Here is a 24,894-nt window from a genome sequence, read left to right as displayed (position 1 = left end):
CAACATTCCTTTTACTCAATCGTTACTATTAAAGTAGGAAGTTTTTAAATCGTGACAGCAAATAGATAAAACAGTATGATAATAAGATATATTAAAGATTGTGAGTGGAAGTAATGATTGATTTATTAAGAAGTCTGGTTGATTTTATAATGCATATTGATGTGCATTTAAGTGACATTGTTACCCAATATCATGGTTGGGTTTACGGAATTGTTTTTTTAATTATATTTGTTGAGACAGGTTTAGTGATAATGCCGTTCCTACCTGGCGATTCCTTGCTGTTTGCAAGTGGTGCTTTAGCAACAATGAATGGTGGTATAAATATATGGATTGCAATACCTGTATTCTTTGCTGCTGCAGTATTAGGTGATTCCTTAAACTACGAAATTGGTCGTAAGGTTGGAAAATCAATACCTGAAAATAGCTTTTTAGGGCGCTTTGTTAATAAAGAACGTATGCAAAAAGCACAAGACTTCTTTGACAAGCATGGTGGTAAAACAATTGTGATCGCACGATTTATGCCAGTAGTTCGAACATTTATACCCTTTATAGCAGGTGCTAGTAAAATGCGCTATAGTCATTTTATTACTTATAATATTACAGGTGCACTTTTATGGGTGCTAGTCGGAGTATTTAGTGGATATTTCTTCGGTAATATTCCATTCGTAAGAGATCACTTTTCAGCAGTTACTTTAGGTATCGTAGTTGTATCCATCCTACCAGCCATTATTGGTCTTATTCGAACAAAATTTAAAAAATAATCATACCTTAAACACCTTATGTTTCTATTGGACAACGAATCTCCAAAATTAACATTGAGGTGTTTTTGTTTATTCTAAAATTTCAGAAAAATGATAAAATAGAAATAAATAAATAATTAAAGGAGGTTAATAAATGAAAAAATTAAATGTGGAAAGTTTTAATCTGGATCATACGAAAGTTCAAGCACCATTTGTTCGACTTGCAGGTATTAAACAAGGGATTAATGGAGACGAAGTTTATAAATATGATATTCGTTTTAAGCAACCTAACAAAGAACATATGAATATGCCAGCACTGCATTCAATCGAGCATTTAATGGCTGAAAATATCCGTAACCATACAAATCATGTTGTGGATTTAAGTCCAATGGGATGTCAAACAGGCTTCTATTTATCAATGATTAATCACACCGATTATAAGGAAGTATTAGATATACTAGAAAAAACTTTTAACGATGTTATCAACGCTACAGAGGTACCAGCTTGTAACGAAGTACAGTGTGGTTGGGCAGCAAGCCATAGCCTTGAAGGAGCCAAAGAATTAGCGAGAGAAATGCTTTCGAAACGCAACGAATGGGGTATAGTCTTCGCAGAAGAAAAATAGTAATCCAAAAGGGATATTGCACAAATGAAGAATCATTTGTGTAATATCTCTTTTTTATAATCTACTGTTATTAAATTACTAGTACTTGAATCTAATAAAAAGCAGTAGAAAACAACAGTAGAGTTTAATAGAGACTATGGAAATATTATTAGAAAAATGATGGAAATAAGGAGAAGAAATATATTAATCAAATTTCTTGAAAAAAATGCTATAATAATAGTAAAAATGTAGCGAAGGAGAAAGTTGATGGAGGTTTTTATTGGCAGACAACCAATTTTTAACACCTTAGAACAAGTCCATTCATATGAATTGTTATATAGAAATGGAAATGGAAAGAATAAATTTCCAGAAATTGATTCAGATTTAGCTACGGTTGATGTCATCATCAATTCATTGTTTTCCATCGGCTTTGAAGAATTGTCAAATGGCAAGCCGTGCTTTATCAATTTCACCGAAAATTTATTAATGAGTGATATTTTTGAACATCTTAATCCTTCACAAGTTGTCATTGAAATTCTTGAGGATATACCAATCACTAAAACGTTAGTTCAGCGTGTGAAGGAACTAAAAGCACAAGGTTATCGAATTGCTTTAGATGATTTTATCTTACAAAATGATGTCAAATGCTATAAAGAATTATTTAAATATACAGATATTATTAAAGTTGACTTTTTAAATTCTTCTAAAAAAGAAAGACGTGAAATTGAAGAACGTGTAAAAAATGGATTCCCCCATATCGCCTTGCTTGCAGAAAAAGTTGAAACTAGGGAACAATATCAAGAGGCAATTCAAATAGGGTATAAATTATTCCAAGGTTATTTCTTTATGCAACCACAAATTATTCGTGGAAATGAAATTCCGGCGAATTTGTTGCAATATTTCCGAGTGATTGCCTTGCTTCGTATGGAAGAACCTGATATTGACCATATTGTGGAAGAAATTGAGCATGATGTAGCATTATCCTATAAACTACTGCAACTCATCAATTCTTCTTCAAAACGTTCTAAATCTAAAATACGGTCGATTAAGCAAGCAATATTACATTTAGGATTTGATGATTTAAAAAAATGGATTAGCATTTTGACTTATCGTGAGTCTCAAAAATATAATCCAGGTGATACATTCGATGAGTTAATGAAAACTTCTTTATGTCGTGCAAAAATATGCGAATTATTGGCAAAATATAATAGAAAACGAAATACTTCTGAGTATTTTTTAGTGGGAATGTTTTCTTTAATCGATGCATTATTACAAAGACCGATGAATAGCATTCTTGTACAATTACCATTATCAGATGAAATAGTTGAAACGATATCAGGTAGTAACTCAATCATGCAACCTTATCTACAATTAGCGATTGCTTTAGAACGCATGGATTTAGAAATGTTAACAAATTTAGCAGAAGAATTAGAAATTAATATTGATGACGTTTTAGAGATTTCCAAAGCGGCAAATAAGTGGTCCAATTCAATTTGCTAGAGAAAATTGGTTCAAAAAACAAAACGGAAATTTTTCATATGAAAAATATAAAAAATGCCTTAAACTGGGGTATATAAGTATATTCATTTTCCAATATTAAGGACATATAAACATTTATAAGTGTAAAATACATAAAGAGTGAACCTTTAACTATAGTTCATCCGGCATAAAAGAGACACAAATATTTAAATTAGTCAGGTTTAATTTATACATGTATTTGGTATACTTACTACGTAAGTTATTATAAATTTTTATAGGAGGGTTCTTCATGAAAAAAGCACTACTTGCAATGTTACTTGGTTCTGCATTAGTTATGGGTGCTTGTGGTACTACTAATAAAACCACAACAACTGAAACTAAGACAGGAACAACGGATAACACAGCAACAACTGAAAAGAAAACTACCGAAACGACAAAAGTTGATGCAGAAGCAATAACAAAACAAAAATGTATTTCTTGTCATGGTAATGATCTTTCAGGAGCTGTAGGCCCAGACCTAAGAAAAATCGGTGCTACTTTATCAGAAGATCAAATCAAAGATGTTTTGAAAAATGGTAAAGGTAGCATGCCTGCTGGTTTAGTTTCAGGCGCTGATTTAGACGCTGTGGCTAAATGGCTTTCTGAAAAAAAATAAGGTTTTTTAACTAGCTTTCATTGAGGGGAAAGCTAGTTTTTTTATTGCGATGAATATGTGATAAGCCGAATAAGAACTTATTCGGCTTTTTATAGTAATTTATATAGATAATAGGGCTTAACTAAACGAACATGTTCCGTTTTTAAGCGTCTGTAATTTGTGGGTCATATATTCTCGATTCACAACTTTCAAGGACGAAAACGGAAGAGATGTTTTCGGATTCCGAAAGCTTTTACGATTTTCGCGCTTACAAGCAGCCTCCGCACTTAATTTTATGCTAAAATATGTTCAGATTGTTTATATTTATGGCTATTTGGAAGGTGGAGTGATGATGGCTTTGGATCAGGTTTGTACGAAAGATATAATGGAAGTATTGAATCTAAAGCTTATTAGTGGTGAGGAAGGAATAGGCCGACATATTTTAACAAGCGATATTTCACGTCCAGGTCTTGAGATGGCAGGATATTTTACGCATTATCCTGCCAAACGTGTGCAACTTTTAGGGAAAACAGAGCTATCATTTTTTGAGATGTTATCCCGAGAAGTTCAATTTGATCGGATGAATAATCTCTGTTCTCAAGATACGCCCGCAATTATTATCTCACACGATATGGAAGTTCCAGAAGCTTTAATAGTAGCTTCTGAAGAACATCATGTACCTGTATTAACGACAAAATTACCAACCACACGTTTTTCAAGCTTACTGACAAATTATTTGGAAAGCCGTTTAGCACCAACAACTGCTGTACATGGCGTGTTAGTAGATATATATGGTATTGGTATTTTAATTACAGGTAAAAGTGGCGTAGGGAAAAGTGAAACAGCACTTGAACTTGTAAAAAAAGGCCATCGTTTAGTTGCGGATGACTGTGTTGAGATTCGACAAGAGGGTGAAAATACTCTAATCGGAAATGCACCACCTTTAATCGATCATTTACTTGAAATTCGTGGGATTGGCATCATCGATATTATGACATTGTTTGGTGCTAGTGCTGTACGTAAGCATAAACGTATTTCATTAGTAATCGATTTAGAAACTTGGGATTCTGAAAAAACATACGACCGTTTAGGCTTAGAAACAGAAACAATGAAAATTATCGATACAGAGCTACCTAAGTTAACTATTCCGGTACGACCTGGTCGAAACTTATCCGTTATTATAGAAGTTGCTGCGATGAACCATCGATTAAAAAATCTAGGTATAAATGCAGCTGAAGAATTTTCACGTAGATTAGATAGTGTTATAGAAGCAAAAGACGAAGCCTAAGAATAGATAAGATTTTTAGTAGGGTTGAAAGGAGTAACATATTATATGGATTCAATTTTAATGACTATAAATCCTGTTGCAATGCAACTTGGTCCAATCTCGGTACGCTGGTACGGCGTCATCATTGCCTGTGGGATTATTATTGCCTACTTTGTAGGGCAAAGAGAAATGGTGAAAAGAGGTTTTGGTGAAGATCTTTTAACAGATTTGCTTATTTGGGCAGTACCTATTTCAATCATTTGTGCCCGTATATATTATGTAACGTTTGAATGGCCATATTATGCTGCACATCCAGGCGAAATTATTCAGATTTGGCATGGTGGTATAGCAATACATGGTGCGCTAATAGGTGCATTCATTACAGCTACTGTTTTCTCGAAGAAAAGAGGAATTAGTTTCTGGAAACTAGCTGACGTTTTAGCACCTTCCCTAATTATTGGTCAGATTGTTGGTCGGTGGGGTAACTTTATCAATCAAGAGGCTTATGGTGGTGTCGTAGATCGTTCATTTTTAGAAGGACTTCATTTACCGAATTGGCTTATTGAACAAATGAATGTCAATGGTTTCTATCATCATCCAACATTCTTATATGAATCTATATGGAATTTTGTTGGTTTAATTATTTTACTACTACTACGTAAAGCGAACTTACGTCGTGGAGAAATATTCTTAACATATATTATGTGGTATTCATTTGGTCGTTTCTTTATCGAACATATGAGAACCGATAGTCTATTTATCGGTGATTTCCGTATAGCAGAAATTGTTTCACTAATTGGTCTTGTAGCTGGAGCTATTTTACTTATCTATCGAAGAATCACTATTAAACCAGTTGTTCGATATAAAGATGAATAGAAAAATGACTTTATAATACGCCGATATTGCTATGGGCTACATTCCTATTTCCTCTATTACAAGGATTAGGGGGCCATGGTGATTCGGCTCTTTTTTTGAGGCAAAAATATAGGATGAGTTGGTGGGATTTCTAGAAATGGTTCTGAGCAAATGTTGGTGGAATTTCAAATTATCCAACGAAAACGTTTCAGTGCCTTGCTCCTGCGGTTACTCGTCGCAAAAAAACTTTTTCGCTAACGCTGAGAGCCTGAAAAAGTAAAAAAATATGAAAGTTTATAATAAAAATCTTGTGTAACAATCTTATTTGAAGTGGAATTAGCGGAGACTCCTGTGGGAAAACGAGCTAGACGAGACCCCGGAGTGAAGCGAGGAGGCTCGTCAGTTCGCCCACGGAAAGCGGAGCTAATTCCACTTCATTCAATATCAGATATATACTATAAATATTTGTGTTACTACACTTTTTCAGTTTCCTTCTAACGCTCACTCCAGGTCTCTGCAGCTGGTTTTCGGCCCAACAAAAAATCAATATTTATAAATGTTCAGTGTAAATAATGGAAATAAATGATTGTATTTGTAATAATATTTCCATATTCTATTCAACAAGAAAAAGGGGCTGTAATTATATGACAACTAGAAAAATTAAAGGATTACTATTTGATTTTGATGGTACATTACTAGATACAAACGAATTAATAATACAAACTTTCTTACATGTACTAGAACCGGAATTCCCCGGGAAATATACAAGAGAAGACATGATTCCTTTTATTGGGCCATCATTAGTCGAATCATTTTCTACAATTGATCCCATGAGAGCAAAAGAATGGATTCGACAATATCGCCAATGGAACGATATACATCATGATGAATTAGCAAAAGAATTTGTAGGCGTAAAATCCACATTACAAGTTTTAAAGAAAAAGGGAATCCGATTAGCCATTGTTTCAACTAAACGTATTGACTCATTATCAAAAGGACTTCGACTTTTAGGTGTTGAAGACTTATTTGAAGTTGTGGTTAGTATGGATGATGTAAAACATGTCAAACCTGATCCAGAACCAATTTTATTAGCACTTGAAAAAATGAATTTAGAAAAAGAAGATGTTTTGATGATTGGTGATAATTCACATGATATTTTAGGTGGTCAAAATGCTGGAGTTAGAACGGCAGGTGTAGCTTGGTCTATGAGAGGAGAAGCGTTTTTAATGCAATTTAAACCAGATTATATGTTGCATCACATGTCAGATTTATTAGCAATCGTAGAGGGACAAATTAATGCGTAGAACAGAAAGATATCCTGTGTCAGGATCAACATCACTTTGGCAAATTTATAAGACAGTATCTTTTTGGAAAGTAGTTAAATGCTTTATTGTAATAGAATTGGCGCGTTATACGCCTTTTCTATCTGTGAAAAATTGGCTATATCGAACTTTTTTGAAAATGGAAGTTGGAAAGAAAACTGCGTTTGCTTTAAAGGTAACACCAGATACTATGTTTCCCGAACGAATAAAGGTGGGAAGTGATACGATCATTGGTTTTAATACAACAATTTTAGCGCACGAATACTTAGTGAATGAATATAGACTAGGTGATGTAGTGATAGGTGATCGAGTTATGATTGGAGCGAATACGACGATTTTACCTGGTGTTGTCATTGGGGATGATGCCATTGTTTCTGCAATGACATTAGTGAATAAAGATATACCTTCAGGTGCATTTGCTGGAGGTAATCCGATGCGAATTATCTATACAAAAGAAGAATTAGCTCTAAAAGAATCAGTAAATTCTAAAAAGTCATAACTTATGCACATATTTGCTGTGGATACTTGACTAAGTGAATATCTTATTATAGAATACTTTCATACATCATCACTCTAACACTCTAGCGAACTAAAGTATATAAACGAGGAAGTGTAAAAATGTCACCAATTCGAAAGTTTGAAAAACCGCTTGGAATGCGCGATACATTTCCAAATATATTTGAAAAAAAAGAAGTTATACGCCAAACTGGCCGTGAATTTCTTCGTTTAAGAGGGTTTGACTTTATCCAAACTCCCACTTTAGAGTATTACGATACAGTAGGTAAAGCTTCAGCAATAGTGGATCCTTCACTCTTTAAACTAGTAGATAGTCAAGGGAATACATTGGTACTTCGTCCAGATATGACGACTCCCATTGCGCGTGTCGCTACTTCAAAATTATTAAAAGAGAAAATTCCATTACGCCTTTCTTATTTTGCAAATGTCTTTCGGGCTCAACAATTAGAAGGTGGACGTCCTGCAGAATTTGAACAAATGGGAATTGAAATTATTGGCGATTCATCTGTATATGCAGATGCTGAAGTCATTTTAACAGCTATTCATTTATTAAAAGCATTAGGGGTAGAAGAGTTTAAGCTAACCATTGGTAATGCCGGTATTTTGAATGCCATTATCAAAAAAAATGTACAAAACGAAAAACAGTTTGCGGAATTACATAGCTTGCTCGTATACAAAAATGTCGTAGGTTTTGAGGAAGCAGTTGTATCTTACAACTTACCGACAGAAAATGAACAAACATTATTATCCTTTATCGAAGATGCTTCAGAGATGAAAAGTATTCGTGAGATTTCAAAATATGTTTATGAAAAAGATGCATTTATTTATATGGAACAATTAGCATCTATTTTAGAAATTGCGGATGCTACTTCTTACATTGCTTTTGACTTCACCTTAACAAGTCATATGAATTATTACACAGGCATGCTATTCGAAGTTTTTGCAACAGGTTCTGGTTTTCCTCTTGGAAATGGTGGCAGATATGACGGATTACTAAAGGAATTTGGAACAGAAGTTGGCGCCATTGGATTTGGTCTTCGAGTAGATCATTTATTGGAAGTGGTTTCTCGTAAAGTAAATGATACTGCTGAGGTTCTTGTATTATTTGTTGCACCACAACTTGCTGAAGCACTTTATACAGCAGAAAAACTGCGTGCTCAAGGAAAACGTACAACATTACAATCAATGGAAGGCTTAGAAAATTTAGCAGCCTTTGAGACTCACTTTGAGGAAATTGTACGAATTGGACAAGGGGGAATCGTACATGAATGAGTTAACGATTGCTATGCCAAAAGGTCGTATTTTCGAGGAAGCCTATGAAATGTTAATCGAAGCAGGATTTGAATTACCTGAAAATGTTGAAATGTCACGCAAGTTAATGATTGAAATACCACAAGAGAAAATTAGCTTTATATTAGCTAAACCGATGGATGTCCCGACTTATGTAGAACATGGAGTAGCGGATATAGGGATTGCAGGAAAAGATGTATTGCTAGAACAACATCGGGAAGTACATGAGCTGCTTGATTTGAATATAAGCAAATGCCATATTGCATCTGCTGGATTACCAAACACAACTTTAAACGAAATTGCACCTCGTATAGCAACAAAATATCCGACAATTACATCGAATTACTATCGCGAAAAAGGAGAGCAAGTAGAGATCATTGAGTTAAATGGTTCTATCGAATTAGCTCCAATGATTGGTCTTGCAGATCGCATCGTAGATATTGTATCTACAGGTCAAACATTAAAAGAAAATGGACTTGTTGAATACGAATTTATCACAGATGTCTCATCAAGATTAATCGCAAATCCGGTTAGTTATCGTATGAAAAATGAACGGATTATAGATCTAGTGAAACGACTCAAAAAATGTGTGAAATGAGAGAAGGATTTGCTATGAAAATCGAAGTGTTAACAGATAATATTTCATTAAAAAGACCATTAGAAGGTGGTAATGAGGAACAATTAAAAACGGTTCGTCAAGTTCTAGCGGATGTACGCCAAAAAGGAGATACCGCAGTTAAGGCCTATAGTAAAAAATGGGATGGTATTGCATTAGATAACTTACGTGTAACAGAACTGGAAATCGAAGAAGCTGTAGCATCATTGGACTCCCAATTAGTTCAGGACTTAACTGAGGCAGCTGCCAATATTCGTCTATATCATGAGCAGCAAAAACGTAGTGGCTATCAACTAAAACTTGAAAATGATTCATGGTTAGCCCAACGTATCTTACCACTTGCTTCTGTAGGTTTGTATGTTCCAGGTGGTTCAGCAGCCTACCCTTCTTCTGTCTTAATGAATGTTATTCCAGCTCAAGTTGCTGGTGTTGAACGAATTGTTTTAGCAACCCCATGTGATCATGATGGGAAACTTCCAGCAGCTGTTCTAGCGGCAGCTTCTATTTTAGGAGTCAAAGAAATTTATAAAATGGGTGGAGCTCAAGCAATTGGTGCGCTTGCATATGGTACAGAAACCATTCAAGCAGTAGATAAAATTACAGGGCCAGGGAATATTTTCGTAGCATTAGCAAAACGTGAAGTATTCGGTGAAGTAGCAATTGATATGATTGCAGGGCCAAGTGAGATTGCCATTATTGCAGATGAAACGGCTTATGCTGATGAAATCGCAGCGGACTTATTATCACAAGCTGAACATGATGTAATGGCATGTCCAATTCTTGTGACAACAAGTAAACATCTTGCTGAAAATGTACAAGCACAAATAGAAGAACAATTACAATCCTTACCACGAATGGCTATTGCAAGACAATCTGTAGAAAACTTTGGCCGAATTTATATAGCAGAATCCATGCGACAAGCAATCCATGCAATCAATCAATTAGCACCTGAGCACTTAGAAATTGTCACTGAAGATGCAGAAGAGATAAGTAAACAAATTCGAAATGCAGGTGCAATTTTCTTAGGAAGATATAGCTCGGAACCAGTCGGTGATTATTTTGCAGGTACGAACCATGTATTGCCAACCAATAGTACTGCTCGCTTTGCAAGTGGGTTAAATGTAGATGATTTTATCAAAAAAACAAGTGTTGTGTATTATACAGAAAAAACATGGAAAGATAATGCGCCAAAAATTGCTAGATTAGCTCGTCTTGAAGGATTAGAAGGTCATGCCAGAGCGGTAGAGTCAAGAGGATGGAGTAAAGGAGAGGATTAGAATGGCACGCTATGCAAATCTAGAACGTAAGACGAATGAAACTCAAATTGCTGTTGAAATCGATTTAGACGGAGAAGGTAATGCCACTGTCGAAACAGGTGTACCTTTTATGGACCATATGCTTGACCTCTTCATGAAACATGGACTTTTCAATGGCAAAATCATCGCACATGGTGATACAGAAATTGATGATCACCATACAACAGAAGACTTAGGTATAGTACTTGGCCAAGCAATTAAAGAAGCGCTTGGCGATAAAAAAGGAATAAAACGTTACGGTAATGCATTTGTACCAATGGATGATGCACTTGCACAAGTAGTAATTGATTGTTCAAATCGACCGCATTTAGAATTCCGTGCTGAAATTCCAGCACAAAAAGTGGGTACATTTGATACTGAACTTGTTCATGAATTTTTATGGAAATTTGCGTTGGAAGCACGGATGAATGTACATGTCATCGTTCCCTATGGTCATAATACACACCATATTATAGAAGCAATCTTTAAAGCTTTAGCAAGAGCAATTGATGATGCTATACAAATTGATCCACGAATGAAGGGAAAAGTACCGTCAACGAAGGGGTTGTTAACATGAAAATCGGCGTCATCGATTATGGAATGGGGAATCTTTTTAGCGTTGAACAAGCGATTAAGCGTTTAGGTTGTGAAGTTGTTATTTCTGCTGAGCAAAAAAGCTTATTACAATGTGATGCTCTAATACTACCAGGTGTTGGCGCATTTCAAGATGCTATGAAGAAATTACAAGAAACGGGCCTTGAATCTCTTTTTAAAGAAGTAATAGCATCAAAAAAACCTCTTCTTGGTATTTGTCTAGGAATGCAGCTCCTTTTTCAAGAGAGTGAAGAAAATGGCTTATGGCAAGGACTAGGTATTTTCAAAGGACGTATTAAACAATTCTCTGGCAAAGATTCAATGGGGAATTCATACAGAGTACCACATATGGGATGGAACGATTTACAATTTACAAAATTACCAAATTGGTTAGAGCAATTACCAAATGAACGATATGTCTATTTCGTGCATTCATATTTTGCAACAGAAATGGATGCAGAAAATTTAATTGCTTATGCGGAATATGGAGATGTGAAAGTTCCTGGAATCGTGCAAAAAGGTAATGTGACAGGAATGCAATTCCACCCAGAAAAATCAGGTGAATGTGGTGTCTACTTATTACAACAATGGATTCATGCAGTTGCGAAAGGGGTTGCCGTATCATGAGTTCAATTCAAATATTCCCTGCTATTGATATGAGAGGGGGCAAATGTGTCCGCCTATTGAAAGGTGATTACAATCAAGAAACTGTCTATGCAGACTCTCCATTTGAAATGGCAAAGAGTTTCGCAGAGGCAGGCGCAAGCTATGTACATATGGTCGATCTTGATGGCGCCAAAGATGGTGAACGTAGACATGCTACGGAAGTTATACGTGTCGCAAATGAGCTACCATTAAAGGTTCAAATTGGTGGTGGAATTCGCTCTAAAGAAGATGTTCGCTATTATTTAGAAAATGGTGTAGATCGTGTGATTATTGGTAGTCTAGCTATCCGTGAACCAGAACTTGTTAAAAATTTTATCAAAGAGTTCGGTCCTGAGAGAATTGTAATAGGGTTAGATGCTAAAGATGGTATGGTTGCAACGCATGGTTGGATTGAAACTTCTAATCAATCAGCTATCGAAGTTGGACAAGATTTTGCAAAAGCAGGCGCAAAATATTTTATCTTCACTGATATTGCAACAGATGGAACACTAGCAGGCCCAAATATTGAGGCGAATATTCAGTTAGCGCAGGCAACTGAAGCTAATATTATCGTTTCAGGTGGAATTAGTGAGTTGGAAGATATTGCAAAAGTCAAAGAGGCGGCACAGAATACAACTGTTAATGGTGTAATTATCGGAAAAGCACTTTATGCAGGACGATTTACATTACAAGAGGCATTAAAGGAGGTGGAATAATGTTAACTAAACGAATTATTCCATGTCTAGATGTCAAAGAAGGTCGAGTAGTAAAAGGTGTGCAATTTGTTTCTCTGCGTGATGCGGGGGATCCAGTGGAATTAGCAAAGTTTTATAACGAGCAAGGTGCTGACGAGCTCGTATTCCTTGATATTTCTGCTTCACACGAAGGCCGCGAAACAATGGTTGATGTTGTTCGCAAAACAGCAGCATCTCTTGCCATTCCATTTACAGTAGGTGGCGGTATTAGAACATTAGAAGATATGAAACGTTTGTTACGAGCAGGGGCAGATAAGGTATCAATTAATTCTTCCGCTATTAATCGTCCTGAATTGATTAAAGAGGGCTCTGATTATTTTGGTGCTCAATGTATTGTTGTTGCCATTGATGCTAAGTGGAGTGAAGAGGATGGTACTTGGATGGTTTATACGCATGGAGGAAGAAATAAAACCGATAAAGAGGCAATAGCCTGGGCTAAAGAAGCCGTTGCACTTGGTGCAGGAGAATTACTTGTAACAAGTATGGATCAAGACGGAGAAAAGAATGGCTTCGATTTACCTTTAACGAAAGCAATTCGTGAAGCTGTCAATGTGCCAATCATTGCAAGTGGTGGTGCAGGGAAAGCAGATGATTTTTACGATGTATTACATGATGTGGATGCAGATGCAGCACTAGCCGCTTCGATCTTTCACTATAAAGAGACAAGTGTTGCAGAAGTAAAAGTAAGTTTAAAACAACGAGGAGTGGCAGTACGATGATTGAAAATCTCAAATTTGATGAAAAAGGCTTAATCACAGCAGTAGTTCAAGATAAACAAACAAAAGAAGTATTGACAGTAGCTTATATGAATAAGGAATCTTTAGAGAAAACGATTGAAACTGGCGAAACATGGTTTTTCAGTCGTTCAAGACAAGAACTTTGGCATAAAGGAGAAACAAGCGGTAATACTCAAAAAGTTGTTGCGATGCGTGCTGATTGTGACCAGGATGCATTAGTTGTGGAAGTCTTACCAAATGGTCCAGCTTGTCATAACGGTACAGTCTCTTGCTTCACTGAAGTAATAAAAGAAAAGGAATCTTCAATTGGCTCTCTTGATATATTAGAAAAGTTAAAAAATGTTATTAAAGGCCGAGAAGAAGAAATGCCGGAAGGTGCTTATACTACTTATTTATTTAACGAAGGTGTAGATAAGATTTGTAAAAAAGTTGGCGAAGAAGCAACAGAAGTAGTCATTGCTTCAAAAAATCGCAATCCTGAAGAACTGAAATGGGAAGCAGCTGATTTAATATATCATTTATTAGTGCTTCTACAAGAACAAAAGTTAGATTTGTATGAAGTTTTAGAAGTTCTTCAAAAACGCCATGAAAAACATTAATCTATGTTATAATATAGGATACTATGTCTAAGGAGCGTATAAAACGTTCCTTATTGTTTTTCGGAGGAAAATTTTAGGATATGAAAAGTGAAAAAAATACACGAAAAAATGTTGTGTCCTTTATTCCAAATGGTGAATTTTATTATAAAAAAGCAGTGCAAGCATTAAATCGTGACCAAGATGAAAAAGCACTTAAATATTTACGCAGAGCAGCCGAACTTAGTCCAGAGGATTCCTTAATTTTACTACAGTATGCTATCGTTGAAATGGAAGCTGGTCGTATTGATCACGCGCTAGAATTATTAAGAAAAGCAAATGAAATTGATCCAAATGAACCTGAAATTTTATTGTTTTTAGCAGAAGGATCTGCACAAGTTGGATTGACTGAAGATGCAAAATATTTTGCCGAAGAATATTTGCGTCTTGATGAAATGGGAGAATATGCAGACGAAGCAATAGATATAATTGACTTCGCCACATCGATAGAGGAAAATTCCCCTCCTGGTAGTCCATCAAATCGTGAAGTTGTTTATTTACAAGAGAAGGCAAGAAAATTAATGGAGCTAGGAAAACTGGATGAAGCGATTGAGATTTTAGAGAATATTATAATAGATCAACCAGATTTCTGGGCAGCTTATAATAATTTATCGCTTGCGTATTTTTATAAAGGTGAATCTGAACAAGCAAGAGCATTATTATATGAAGTATTACAGGGGGATTATGGGAATTTACACGCTCTGTGCAATTTAACGGTAATGGCTTATTACGAAAAAGATGAAGAAGAATTACAAGCTTTAACCGAATTGCTAGTGAAACTTAGCCCGTTCTCTTTCGAACATCGCTATAAACTTGGTGCAACGCTTGCACTTATTGGATGTTATCAAGAAGCTTATAAATGGTTGCGATCTATGAAGCGACAAGGTTTTGAAGATGATCCTGGTTATTATTTTTGGTTTTCTCATGCCGCTTATTTCTCGGGATTTGAAGAAGAAGCAAGGTCAACTTGGGCAAAATTGATCGAGATTGATCCTGAAAAAGATGGGTATGAGCCTTGGGCGATGAAACATACAGAGCTTGATGCTAATTCGATTGAACTGAATCGTGATTTCATCGTGGAAAAACTGGAGAGCGAATATAGAAGTGAACGTTTATTAGGAATATTTTTAGTTGGAAAATCACCGCATCAACAAGAAATTCTTGCTCATCCAAGTTGGATCCAAGTTGATAATTATTCAGCGATTGAAAAATTATTTTTAGCCTATACAATGGACCATGATTTTCTTAGTGATGATGGCACAGTAAAGCCCTTTTTACGTTCTGTAGAAGTGGCTGAAATATTATACAAATTCGTAGAACCAATGAAATTAAATGATACATTTTTATTTCAAATGTGGTTTGTATTATGTGAACGTGCATTAGAGAATGGTTATCCGTTTAAGAATCCTAATGCTTTAGCTGCAGCTACAGAATATATGTATAAATCATCTCGTATGAAAAATGTAACCAAAAAGTCTGTCGCAGCATATTATGGTATTTCCACAGCGACCTTAACAAAATATGTGAACGAATTAATACAATTTTTGCCTCTTTTCGATAAGTAATGCCTTTTTCTTAGGCAGATATGTTGTCATGGACATTGACTATACTCTAAGATTAAAGCTAATGAATCATGAACAACTTAGGAGGAACAGACATGTCAGAAGAAAAAATTTATGACGTAGTGATTATCGGTGCCGGCCCTGCAGGAATGACTGCTGCAGTCTATACTTCACGAGGTAACCTTTCTACTTTAATGCTAGAACGAGGAATCCCTGGTGGACAAATGGCCAACACAGAAGAAGTTGAAAACTATCCAGGTTTTGAATCAATTTTAGGACCTGAATTATCTACAAAAATGTTTGAACATGCCAAAAAATTTGGTGCAGAATACGCTTATGGTGATGTAACTGAAATCATCGATGGCGAAGAATTCAAAATTATTAAAGCAGGTTCAAAAGAATATAAAACACGTTCAATTATTATTACAACAGGTGCAGAATACAAAAAAATGGGTATTCCAGGTGAAAAAGAACTTGGAGGCCGTGGAGTTAGCTATTGTGCTGTTTGTGATGGTGCATTCTTCAAAAATAAAAACCTGATTGTTGTAGGTGGAGGAGACTCTGCAGTTGAAGAAGGTATGTATTTAACACGCTTTGCAGAAAAAGTAACGATTGTACATCGTCGTGATAAATTACGTGCTCAAAAGATTATTCAAGATCGTGCATTTGCAAACGAAAAAATAGATTTTATCTGGAATAATACCGTGAAAGAAATTCATGAAAAAGACGGTAAAGTAGGCAGTGTAACACTTGTTTCTACTGTAGACGGTAGTGAACAAGAAGTTCAAGCTGATGGTGTATTTATCTACATCGGTATGCTACCACTTACAAAACCATTCGAAAACTTAGGAATTCTTAACGAAACAGGTTATATCAAGACAAATGCAGAAATGGAAACATCCGTACCAGGTATTTATGCTGCTGGTGATGTACGTGACAAAACACTGCGACAAATCGTTACAGCAACTGGTGATGGGAGTATTGCAGCTCAATCTGTTCAACACTACATTGAAGAACTAAAAGAAAAATTTTCTGTACACTAATTGGGTTTAATCTTTATTTAATATAGTTGTCATTAATTTGAAATAATGATTGTGTATAGTAAAAAGTGTAATAACCCCTTTTTATAATAGGAATATTGTTGTGGCTGTTTCTATCGGTTCCCTCGACCGTATGAAGCAGCCTCTTTTTTTATGAAAAAGATTTTTAGTGCGTATTAGTAGTGCTTAGGAAAGACTTTATCTTATTTATTGACGAGTTCCCACAAATTTATTTATAAGTGACGTCATGAAATTGTGTTTTCAGATTATTCCTTTGTACTCAAGCAGTTGATATATGTATAATAAAGATTATAAGAATTGTTAGAAATGAGGTGTCGTGTGTGCAAAGAATCGCCAATTTATTAGTAAAAAAAGACGACAAAGTACTTTTGTTAAAGAAACCACGACGCGGTTGGTATGTTGCACCAGGGGGGAAAATTGAAAGTGGAGAGTCTATTTTCGAAGCAGCAAGCCGTGAATTTCGAGAAGAAACAGGTACTACTGCAATAAATCCGCATCTAAAAGGTGTTTATACAATGGTAATCAGACGAGAAGAAGAAATGGTAAATGAGTGGATGCTTTTCACTTTTTTAGCAGAGGATTTAAATGGAATACCATATAAAGAGACACGTGAAGGTGTTTTAGAATGGCACCATATAGAAGAGCTTAAAACTTTACCAATGGCAGAGGGAGATCGCACGAACTTATTATTTGCAGTTGAACAAGCTGGTACACAATATGGAACTTTTACATATACAGAAGAATTCCAATTGTTAGAAGAAAAAATACAGATGTCGTGTGAAGGGGATGAAAGGAATGACTAGTCCACATTCAGTAAACGAGTTAATAATAATAACGGGAATGTCTGGTGCAGGAAAATCAGTAGCAATTAGAAGTTTTGAAGACTTGGGTTATTTTTGTATCGATAATTTACCTCCAGCATTATTGCCGACTTTTTTAAATTTAATGAAAGAATCTAAAAAAGAAATTTCTCGTATTGCAGCTGTAATGGACTTGCGTGGTGGTGACTTTTTCTCAACATTAATCGAAGCATTGGATCGTATCGAAAGAGAAGACCTTGTTGCAATAAAGATATTATTTTTAGATGCAGATGATGAAACGTTAGTGAGCCGGTACAAGGAAACAAGACGTTCACATCCACTATCAGAAAATGGATTACCTCTAAAGGGAATCCATGATGAACGTGCGTTATTAGCAGATGTCAAAGAGCGTGCTCAATATGTATATAATACGTCGAGTATGAAACCAAGGGAATTACGCCAACGGATTATTGCACAATTTTCAGGTGTAGATTCTAAAACATTCACAGTGAATGTTATGTCGTTTGGGTTCAAATTTGGCATGCCGATTGATGCAGATTTGGTTTTTGATATCCGTTTTTTACCAAATCCGTATTATATAGAGGAACTTCGACCTAAAACGGGATTAGATGAGGAAGTCTCATCATATGTATTAAAGTATGAAGAAACAAACAAATTAATTGAAAAATTAACCGATTTGTTCGAATTTATGATACCGCTTTATAAAAAAGAAGGGAAAACGCAATTAATTATTGCCTTCGGATGCACGGGTGGACAACATCGCTCGGTTACTTTAGCAGAGTACTTTGGTAACCGCCTTGATCAGCACGCTCCGATGGTGATTACTCATCGGGATATTGCAAAAAGAAAGGGATAACCTTATGAAAAAAAACCAAACGCGGATTGTTGTCATTGGCGGAGGTACGGGTCTGTCTACATTACTTCGAGGATTAAAGAAGTATCCAGTTGACTTGACTGCAATCGTAACTGTCGCAGATGATGGCGGAAGCTCAGGGAGAATCCGTGATGACTTCGCGATCCCACCACCAGGGGATGTTCGGAATGTTATTGCTGCATTATCTGAAGTGGAGCCATTAGTGGAAGAGATGTTCCAATATCGTTTTAAAGGGAAAGAAGAATTAGGCGGGCATTCTCTCGGAAACTTAATGCTTACGGCATTAACTGAAATAACGGGAGACTTTTCGCATGCTATTCGCGAAATGAGTCGTGTACTAAATGTACATGGTAAAGTTTTGCCGGCAGCTAATCAACGTATTACATTACTAGCTGAATTAATTGATGGTACGATTGTGAAAGGTGAATCTAAAATTCCAACGTTTAATACACGTATTAAACGAGTATTTTTATCACCACCGGACGTATTGCCATTACAAGAAGCTGTGAATGCTATTGAAAATGCAGAGATAATTATTATTGGACCAGGAAGTCTGTATACTAGTATTCTACCAAATCTCCTAGTTGAAGGGATCAAAAAGGCAGTACTAGAAGCAAAAGGTCATAAAATTTATATTTGTAATTTAATGACTCAAGCTGGCGAGACGTCAAATTATACAGCTGCAGATCATGTACAAGCGCTTTATGAACATGTTGGTAAGAATTTTATACAAACGATATTAATTAACGATGAAGAAGTACCGAAAGCCGTAAGGGAAGCTTATATTAAAGAATCAGCAGAACCCGTACAATTTGATGTGGAGCGCCTAGAAAGCATGGGGCTAGAAGTAGTAAAGAAGGATATTGCGAACATTCATGATGGTGTTGTGCGTCATGATACAAACCGAGTAGCTGCATGGCTTGTAGCATATGCGACTATTTATCAACAAAACAAGCAAAAATCGTCGAATTAGCGTAAAATAGATTAATGATAGAGAGGGGGAATCGATATGTCATTTGCTTCGGAAACAAAAAAAGAACTAACTCAAGTTGAAGCAGAAGATAAAAGCTTAAAAGCTGAATTATCTGCCCTTATTAGAATGAACGGTTCTCTGTCATTTACTAATCGCCAATTAAGTCTTGATGTGCAAACTGAAAATGCAGCAATTGCTCGTAGAATGTACACCATCATGAAGAAATTATATAACTATCGAATCGAGCTCTTAGTGCGTAAGAAAATGCGACTGAAGAAAAATAATGTTTACATTTGTAGAGTACGTGAAGGTTCAAAAGAGTTACTGGAAGAGTTACATATTCTATCAGGAAATTTTCTTTTTAATCATACGATCGCAGCAGAGTTAATCGCAACAACGGATAATAAAAAAGCCTATTTACGAGGAGCTTTTTTAGCGGGAGGCTCTGTCAATAATCCTGAAACGTCTTCTTATCATTTAGAAGTATATTCTTTATATAAAGAACACGGGGAAGCGTTGATGGACTTAATGAATCATTTTGAGCTTAACGCAAAAACAATTGAACGTAAAAAAGGTTTTGTAACGTATCTAAAAGAAGCTGAGAAGATATCAGACTTTCTAAGTCTTGTAGGTGCTCATCAAGCCATGCTAAAATTTGAAGATGTACGAATTGTGCGTGATATGCGAAATAGTGTCAATAGACTGGTCAATTGTGAAACAGCCAATTTAAATAAAACAATTGGCGCAGCTATTCGACAAGTAGACAATATACGGTATATTGACAACGTGATGGGTATTGAGCAATTGCCAGAAAAACTGCGTGAAATTGCAAGATTAAGGGTAGAATATCAGGAAGTAACATTAAAAGAACTTGGTGAAATGGTATCGACAGGTGTCGTTAGTAAATCAGGTGTCAACCATCGTCTTCGTAAAATCGATGAAATTGCTGATGCTCTAAGACGTGGAGAAAAACTAAAAATATAGTGAAATCATCATTTCAACAAACAAACTCGAATAAATGGATAGATAGCTTACGGTAAGAAACTACGATAACTTGTGAAAGCGTATCCGAGCCGATTAAATAAGTTCGATTATCTGATCCAAAATTATCATGTGCCTATTAATAAAGGAGGAGCTATCATGGTAGAAAAACAAGTAGCAGTAAAATTAAAATCAGGACTACAAGCAAGACAAGCAGCATTATTCGTTCAAGAAGCAAATCGTCACAACGCTGATGTCTTCCTTAAAAAAGACGATAAAACAGTAAATGCAAAAAGTATTATGGGTATTATGAGCCTAGCTATTGCCAGAGGTACTTCAGTAACTTTAAGTGCAGACGGTAGTGACGAAGAAAAAGCATTAGAAAAACTTGTTAAAATTATTGAAAACGAAGACTAATATATTTAAAAAACGCGATGTAGAACAATTCAATTGTTCCCATCGCGTTTTTTTTATTGTCCAATTTCGCTAAAATTCAAAGACGTGAATTGTGCGGAACACGGATAAAATTTGTAATTTCGTGGATAGAGGCCCAGAAACCGCGGAACGCATGCCAGAACCACGGATAACACCACAGAAACCGTGGATAGTAACAAAAAAACAGCAAGACCCTATTTGAGCCTTGCCGTTCCCGTTGATATAGATTATTTTTTCAATTCGTTACGTTCCATGATGTGATCGATTAGACCATATTCTTTTGCTTGTTCAGCAGTCATGTAGTTGTCGCGGTCTGTATCTCGAGCAATGACTTCGATTGGTTGACCAGTACGATCTGAAAGGATACCGTTTAATTTTTCGCGTGTTTTTAAGATGTGTTTTGCAGCGATTTCAATTTCAGTTGCTTGACCTTGTGCACCACCTAGAGGTTGGTGAATCATCACTTCGCAGTTTGGTAGAGCATAGCGTTTACCTTTTGTACCAGCTGTAAGTAAGAATGAACCCATTGATGCGCACATACCCATACCAACTGTTTGTACGTCTGGTTTAATGAATTGCATTGTATCGTAGATAGCCATACCAGCTGTTACACTTCCACCTGGTGAGTTAATATAAAGGTAAATGTCTTTTTCAGGATCTTCAGCTTCTAAGAATAGTAATTGAGATACAACTGCATTTGCAACATTGTCATCAATTGCACTTCCAAGCATAATGATACGGTCTTTCAATAAACGTGAGTAAATGTCATAAGCACGTTCACCGCGGTTTGTTTGTTCAATAACTGTAGGTATTAAATTCATGTGAATAGCCTCCTCAAATTAATAAGGTAATTTCGTGTTCTCTATGCTGAAATTCTAAATGCATATCTCAGCTGTAACTTTATCATACACATTATGGTCAATAAAGGTCAAATATTACGATTGTTTTTTTACCTTATTGAATTGTTCCTGATTAATTTGTATAATAGATAAGTCGCAAATACTTTTTTGCCCTCGTAGTTTAACGGATAAAACATAAGATTCCGGTTCTTAGGCTGGGGGTTCGATTCCCTCCGAGGGCGTACAAAACAAAACACAAACCCTTATAAAATAAGGGCCTGTGAATATAAGGGAGTAGAACTAGTATTAGTTATACCCAATTTTTCCCTTGGAAAATCATCCTCTAATCATTTTTTTGATTAGAGGATTTTTTAATATTCAAATATATATAAGCTGACTTATGAATAGCTATATTTTAGAAACATTCTCCATGTATAACTTATAAAATTATGAATTGTTGTCAAAACTATTGCTTATAAATAAACGATAGAAGGTAAATAAATGAAGAATACGGGAACAATTAGTATATTACATGTTGTATTCTTGACGATGACGTTCATTGGTTTGAAAAATCATGTAACCGTTATTCCATCAATATTAAAATCTGCTGGAAGAGATGGATGGGCATCTGTTTTACTTGGGGCATTTGTAACCTTTATATGGTTGTTTCTTATAGTTTATGTCCATAATAAATCTAACCAAGAGCCGATTAAAGATTGGTTAAAACAAAAAATAGGAAAAGTTGGATCATCGATTGTCTTATATAGTACAGCTTTCTATTTACTCTTACTTGCAGCGTTTACGATGCGAGAAACGTTGCTTTGGGTTTCGACAACCTTTTTACTGAATACGCCAGCTGTCTTGTTGTTAGTCGTTTTTACAGCGCTTGTTATTTTTCTTGCTTCATCGGGTTTGCAAACTATTGTCATAGTAAACGTATTTGTATTGACTGGCGTAGTTATTTTCGGATTTTTTGTTGCATTTGTCAATATAAAAGTGAAGAATCATGAGCTATTACAACCGTTTTTTGAACATGGGTTAGAGCCAGTTTTAATGGGAATGGTATACCCTGCATCTGGATTTGTTGAGTTACTGCTGCTTCTATTTCTTCAGCATCAAATACAAAATCGGATGCGATGGTATCATTTTGCAATAATGCTCCTCATATTAGTGGGCTTAACTACAGGTCCACTCATTGGTGCTATTACAGAGTTTGGGCCAACGGAAGCATCAAAGCAGAGGTATCCAGCTTATGAAGAATGGGGTCTAGCGACAATTGGGCGTTTTATTGAACATATCGATTTCTTCTCTATTTATCAGTGGCTAACGGGGACATTCTTAAGAGTAGGATTTATCATATATGTTTGTTCAGAAATATTGAATATGTCAGGAGATAAAAAACAAGTTTGGTCTAAGCTTGCGCCGCCCTTTTTTTTCATCTGTTTATCGTTAATGCTTTTGAGCGATAACGTTTTTATAAAAATTAATGGAAAATATCTTTTAATAAGTACTTTTCTCTTCTTTATCATATTATCCTTATTCTTAGCAATTGTTGCATTGACATCCGGAAAATCACCCACAAAAGATAAAGATAAAAATGACAAGAAAAGTGGTGGAGAACAATCGAATCAAGTGAAAACTCAATGAATATGAGCTCATTGCAGCAGTTATTTCAGAATTCTGCAGATATTAAATTCCAACAGTATAAATTTGATAATCATACAATACATCTCGTTACATGTGAAGCAATGATTGATCAGCAGTTATTAAATGAAGTCATTGTCCCACGTGTTGGGTTCTTATGTAGTAATTTGACCGATGAAACACTAGAAAAACAAGTGGAGTCGCAATTATATGTTCCAGATTTAAAAAAAGTAAAGGATGAACAAGAAGCGATTTTACTAGTATATACAGGTTTTGTTCTACTTTATTTCGAAGAAGGAGAGCTCCTTTTTTCCAGTAATATTTCCAAAAAACCAAATCGTAATCCTGAAGAGACACGTACAGAAGTAACCATAAAAGGGCCAAGGGATGACTTTATTGAAGATCTCGCTGTAAATATTGCTTTAGTAAGAAAACGCTTGCCAACCAATTCCTTGTGCGTGGAAAAGTTTGAATTGGGAAAACGTTCAAGAACGAAGGTGGCTATTCTTTACTTTGACGATATCGCAAATAAAGATATATTAAATGAAATAAAAGAACAGATTAATAAAGTTGATACAGATGCTGTATTTAGTGCTGATTTATTTATGGAACGTATAAATAAGAGTGCCGTTTTGTTCCCGAGACATGAATATTCGGGGAGACCAGATTATGCTGTTCAATCTCTTGTTAGAGGAAGATTCATTATTTTTGTTGATGGAACATCATATGCAATGGTTACCCCAGTCAATTTATTTTTGTTATTAAAGACAAGTGAGGATAATGAATATCCAGTAATCTATGGTTCAGTTCAGCGAGTAATGCGAGTTGTTGGGCTATTAGTTGGTGCACTTCTACCAGCATTTTGGCTTTCCTTAACAACTTTTCATCAAAATCAGTTGCCATTTCAACTTTTAGCAACAGTCGTTCAATCAAGTACAGGACTTCCTTTCCCAGCATCACTTGAAATGCTCTTTATGTTAGCCTTGTTTGAGCTCTTTCGTGAGGCAGGCTTACGTCTTCCACTCGTCCTAGGTGGTACGATTGGTGTTGTAGGTGGGTTAATTATTGGAGATGCTGCTATTCGAGCAGGTATTACAAGTCCGGCGATGGTTGTGATTATAGCTACTTCGACCATTGCAACATTTACACTCGTTAACCAATCACTAGTAACAGCGGTCAGTGCATTGCGTATTTTATTTATTTTATTATCTGCATTATTCGGGTTATTTGGCTTTTTTTTAACACTATTCTTTACACTTCTTTTTTTATCAAATATCCGAATATTTGGAGTTCCATATATGAATATTGCAACAGATCTAAGTTGGTCAACCATAACTAAGTCTTTATTTCGATTACCCGCAAAGAAATATAAAAAGCGTCCAGAAGCTTTAAAAACTCAAGATAATACAAGGACTCAAGATCAAACCAATACTCAGGGTCAAACCAATATTCAGGGTCAAACCAATACACAGGGTCAAACCAATATTCAGGGTCAAACCAATACACAGGGTCAAACCAATACTCAGAGTCAAACCAATACTCAGGGTCAAATCAATACTCAGGATCAAACCAATATTCAGGGTCAAACCAATGCTCAGGGTCAAAGCAATACTCAAAATCAAACCAATACACAGGGTCAAAGCAATACTCAAAATCAAACCAATACACAGGGTCAAAGCAATACTCAAAATCAAACCAATACACAGGGTCAAACTAATAC

At 35.7% G+C, this 24,894-nt stretch carries 26 protein-coding genes and 1 tRNA gene; 26 read left to right on the top strand and 1 reads right to left on the bottom strand.

The features are described 5' to 3' along the window. The first annotated feature begins 116 nt into the window (after window positions 1-116). From ABE048_RS01275 to ABE048_RS01165, 23 genes are all read left to right on the top strand, one after another. On the top strand, window positions 117-761 hold the full coding sequence (locus ABE048_RS01275) for a DedA family protein (RefSeq protein ID WP_430308681.1): 645 nt from the start codon (window positions 117-119) through the stop codon (window positions 759-761). A gap of 133 nt (window positions 762-894) precedes the next feature. Next, window positions 895-1,365, top strand: coding sequence for an S-ribosylhomocysteine lyase (locus ABE048_RS01270; protein ID WP_430308672.1), 471 nt, complete (start codon window positions 895-897; stop codon window positions 1,363-1,365). Between the two features lie 246 nt (window positions 1,366-1,611). Next, complete coding sequence (locus tag ABE048_RS01265) at window positions 1,612-2,844, top strand: EAL and HDOD domain-containing protein (RefSeq protein WP_430308671.1); 1,233 nt, start codon at window positions 1,612-1,614, stop codon at window positions 2,842-2,844. A gap of 268 nt (window positions 2,845-3,112) precedes the next feature. Then, window positions 3,113-3,478, top strand: coding sequence for a cytochrome c551 (cccB, locus tag ABE048_RS01260; RefSeq protein WP_430308670.1), 366 nt, complete (start codon window positions 3,113-3,115; stop codon window positions 3,476-3,478). Between the two features lie 337 nt (window positions 3,479-3,815). Next, window positions 3,816-4,745 (top strand): HPr(Ser) kinase/phosphatase, encoded by a 930-nt coding sequence (gene hprK / locus ABE048_RS01255; protein WP_430308680.1) that lies wholly within the window; start codon window positions 3,816-3,818, stop codon window positions 4,743-4,745. A 45-nt stretch (window positions 4,746-4,790) separates the two neighbouring features. Continuing rightward, on the top strand, window positions 4,791-5,600 hold the full coding sequence (gene lgt / locus ABE048_RS01250) for a prolipoprotein diacylglyceryl transferase (protein WP_430308669.1): 810 nt from the start codon (window positions 4,791-4,793) through the stop codon (window positions 5,598-5,600). Between the two features lie 623 nt (window positions 5,601-6,223). Next, entirely contained in the window at window positions 6,224-6,883 is a 660-nt protein-coding gene (ppaX, locus tag ABE048_RS01245) for a pyrophosphatase PpaX (protein WP_430308668.1), read from the top strand. Continuing rightward, window positions 6,876-7,400, top strand: coding sequence for an acyltransferase (locus tag ABE048_RS01240; RefSeq protein WP_430308667.1), 525 nt, complete (start codon window positions 6,876-6,878; stop codon window positions 7,398-7,400). The genes ppaX and ABE048_RS01240 overlap by 8 nt, the downstream gene beginning before the upstream one ends. Window positions 7,401-7,519: 119 nt before the next feature. Next, the gene (locus ABE048_RS01235; RefSeq protein ID WP_430308666.1) at window positions 7,520-8,689 is read left to right on the top strand and encodes an ATP phosphoribosyltransferase regulatory subunit; all 1,170 of its coding nucleotides are present in this window, start codon (window positions 7,520-7,522) and stop codon (window positions 8,687-8,689) included. Beyond that, window positions 8,682-9,305, top strand: coding sequence for an ATP phosphoribosyltransferase (gene hisG / locus ABE048_RS01230; RefSeq protein ID WP_430308665.1), 624 nt, complete (start codon window positions 8,682-8,684; stop codon window positions 9,303-9,305). The genes ABE048_RS01235 and hisG overlap by 8 nt, the downstream gene beginning before the upstream one ends. A 14-nt stretch (window positions 9,306-9,319) precedes the next feature. Beyond that, a complete protein-coding gene (gene hisD, locus ABE048_RS01225; RefSeq protein ID WP_430308664.1) occupies window positions 9,320-10,600 on the top strand; it encodes a histidinol dehydrogenase in 1,281 nt (426 codons plus the stop codon). 1 nt (window position 10,601) lies between these two features. After that, window positions 10,602-11,195, top strand: coding sequence for an imidazoleglycerol-phosphate dehydratase HisB (gene hisB, locus ABE048_RS01220; RefSeq protein WP_430308663.1), 594 nt, complete (start codon window positions 10,602-10,604; stop codon window positions 11,193-11,195). Next, window positions 11,192-11,839, top strand: a complete 648-nt coding sequence (hisH, locus tag ABE048_RS01215) for an imidazole glycerol phosphate synthase subunit HisH (RefSeq protein ID WP_430308662.1) — start codon at window positions 11,192-11,194, stop codon at window positions 11,837-11,839. Before hisB ends, hisH begins: the two co-directional genes overlap by 4 nt. Beyond that, the gene (hisA, locus tag ABE048_RS01210) at window positions 11,836-12,573 is read left to right on the top strand and encodes a 1-(5-phosphoribosyl)-5-[(5-phosphoribosylamino)methylideneamino]imidazole-4-carboxamide isomerase (protein ID WP_430308661.1); all 738 of its coding nucleotides are present in this window, start codon (window positions 11,836-11,838) and stop codon (window positions 12,571-12,573) included. The genes hisH and hisA overlap by 4 nt, the downstream gene beginning before the upstream one ends. Further along, entirely contained in the window at window positions 12,573-13,331 is a 759-nt protein-coding gene (gene hisF, locus ABE048_RS01205) for an imidazole glycerol phosphate synthase subunit HisF (protein ID WP_430308660.1), read from the top strand. The genes hisA and hisF overlap by 1 nt, the downstream gene beginning before the upstream one ends. Next, a complete protein-coding gene (gene hisIE / locus ABE048_RS01200; RefSeq protein WP_430308659.1) occupies window positions 13,328-13,948 on the top strand; it encodes a bifunctional phosphoribosyl-AMP cyclohydrolase/phosphoribosyl-ATP diphosphatase HisIE in 621 nt (206 codons plus the stop codon). The genes hisF and hisIE overlap by 4 nt, the downstream gene beginning before the upstream one ends. Before the next feature lie 80 nt (window positions 13,949-14,028). After that, a complete protein-coding gene (locus ABE048_RS01195) occupies window positions 14,029-15,549 on the top strand; it encodes a tetratricopeptide repeat protein (protein ID WP_430308658.1) in 1,521 nt (506 codons plus the stop codon). 92 nt (window positions 15,550-15,641) lie between these two features. Continuing rightward, window positions 15,642-16,589, top strand: coding sequence for a thioredoxin-disulfide reductase (gene trxB / locus ABE048_RS01190; RefSeq protein WP_430308657.1), 948 nt, complete (start codon window positions 15,642-15,644; stop codon window positions 16,587-16,589). Between the two features lie 338 nt (window positions 16,590-16,927). Continuing rightward, complete coding sequence (locus ABE048_RS01185; protein WP_430308656.1) at window positions 16,928-17,410, top strand: NUDIX domain-containing protein; 483 nt, start codon at window positions 16,928-16,930, stop codon at window positions 17,408-17,410. Next, on the top strand, window positions 17,403-18,284 hold the full coding sequence (gene rapZ, locus ABE048_RS01180) for an RNase adapter RapZ (protein ID WP_430308655.1): 882 nt from the start codon (window positions 17,403-17,405) through the stop codon (window positions 18,282-18,284). Before ABE048_RS01185 ends, rapZ begins: the two co-directional genes overlap by 8 nt. Before the next feature lie 4 nt (window positions 18,285-18,288). Then, window positions 18,289-19,275 carry a gluconeogenesis factor YvcK family protein gene (locus ABE048_RS01175; RefSeq protein WP_430308654.1) on the top strand — a complete coding sequence of 329 codons (987 nt, stop codon included), beginning with the start codon at window positions 18,289-18,291 and terminating at the stop codon, window positions 19,273-19,275. A 36-nt stretch (window positions 19,276-19,311) separates the two neighbouring features. Further along, entirely contained in the window at window positions 19,312-20,259 is a 948-nt protein-coding gene (gene whiA / locus ABE048_RS01170) for a DNA-binding protein WhiA (protein ID WP_430308653.1), read from the top strand. A 156-nt stretch (window positions 20,260-20,415) separates the two neighbouring features. Further along, window positions 20,416-20,673: an HPr family phosphocarrier protein gene (locus ABE048_RS01165; RefSeq protein ID WP_430308652.1), complete on the top strand. Its 258-nt coding sequence runs from the start codon at window positions 20,416-20,418 to the stop codon at window positions 20,671-20,673. Window positions 20,674-20,918: 245 nt separating this feature from the next. Here the strand turns inward: ABE048_RS01165 and clpP are convergent, their stop codons facing one another. Next, complete coding sequence (clpP, locus tag ABE048_RS01160; protein WP_430308651.1) at window positions 20,919-21,512, bottom strand: ATP-dependent Clp endopeptidase proteolytic subunit ClpP; 594 nt, start codon at window positions 21,510-21,512, stop codon at window positions 20,919-20,921. Window positions 21,513-21,700: 188 nt separating this feature from the next. On the opposite strand from clpP, the gene ABE048_RS01155 reads away from it, so the two are divergent. The 3 genes from ABE048_RS01155 to ABE048_RS01145 form a co-directional block, all read left to right on the top strand. Beyond that, window positions 21,701-21,772, top strand: a tRNA-Arg gene (locus ABE048_RS01155). Between the two features lie 259 nt (window positions 21,773-22,031). Further along, window positions 22,032-23,177 carry a GerAB/ArcD/ProY family transporter gene (locus tag ABE048_RS01150; protein ID WP_430308650.1) on the top strand — a complete coding sequence of 382 codons (1,146 nt, stop codon included), beginning with the start codon at window positions 22,032-22,034 and terminating at the stop codon, window positions 23,175-23,177. Next, window positions 23,174-24,894, top strand: a 1,721-nt coding sequence (locus ABE048_RS01145) for a spore germination protein (protein WP_430308649.1), incomplete at its 3' end; no start/stop codon positions are given. The genes ABE048_RS01150 and ABE048_RS01145, both read left to right, overlap by 4 nt.

Source organism: Rummeliibacillus pycnus (genome assembly GCF_050459865.1).
GTDB lineage: Bacteria > Bacillota > Bacilli > Bacillales_A > Planococcaceae > Rummeliibacillus > Rummeliibacillus pycnus_B.
The sequence above is the reverse complement of the archived record's forward strand: the minus strand, read 5'-3'. Positions and strand labels throughout refer to the sequence as shown.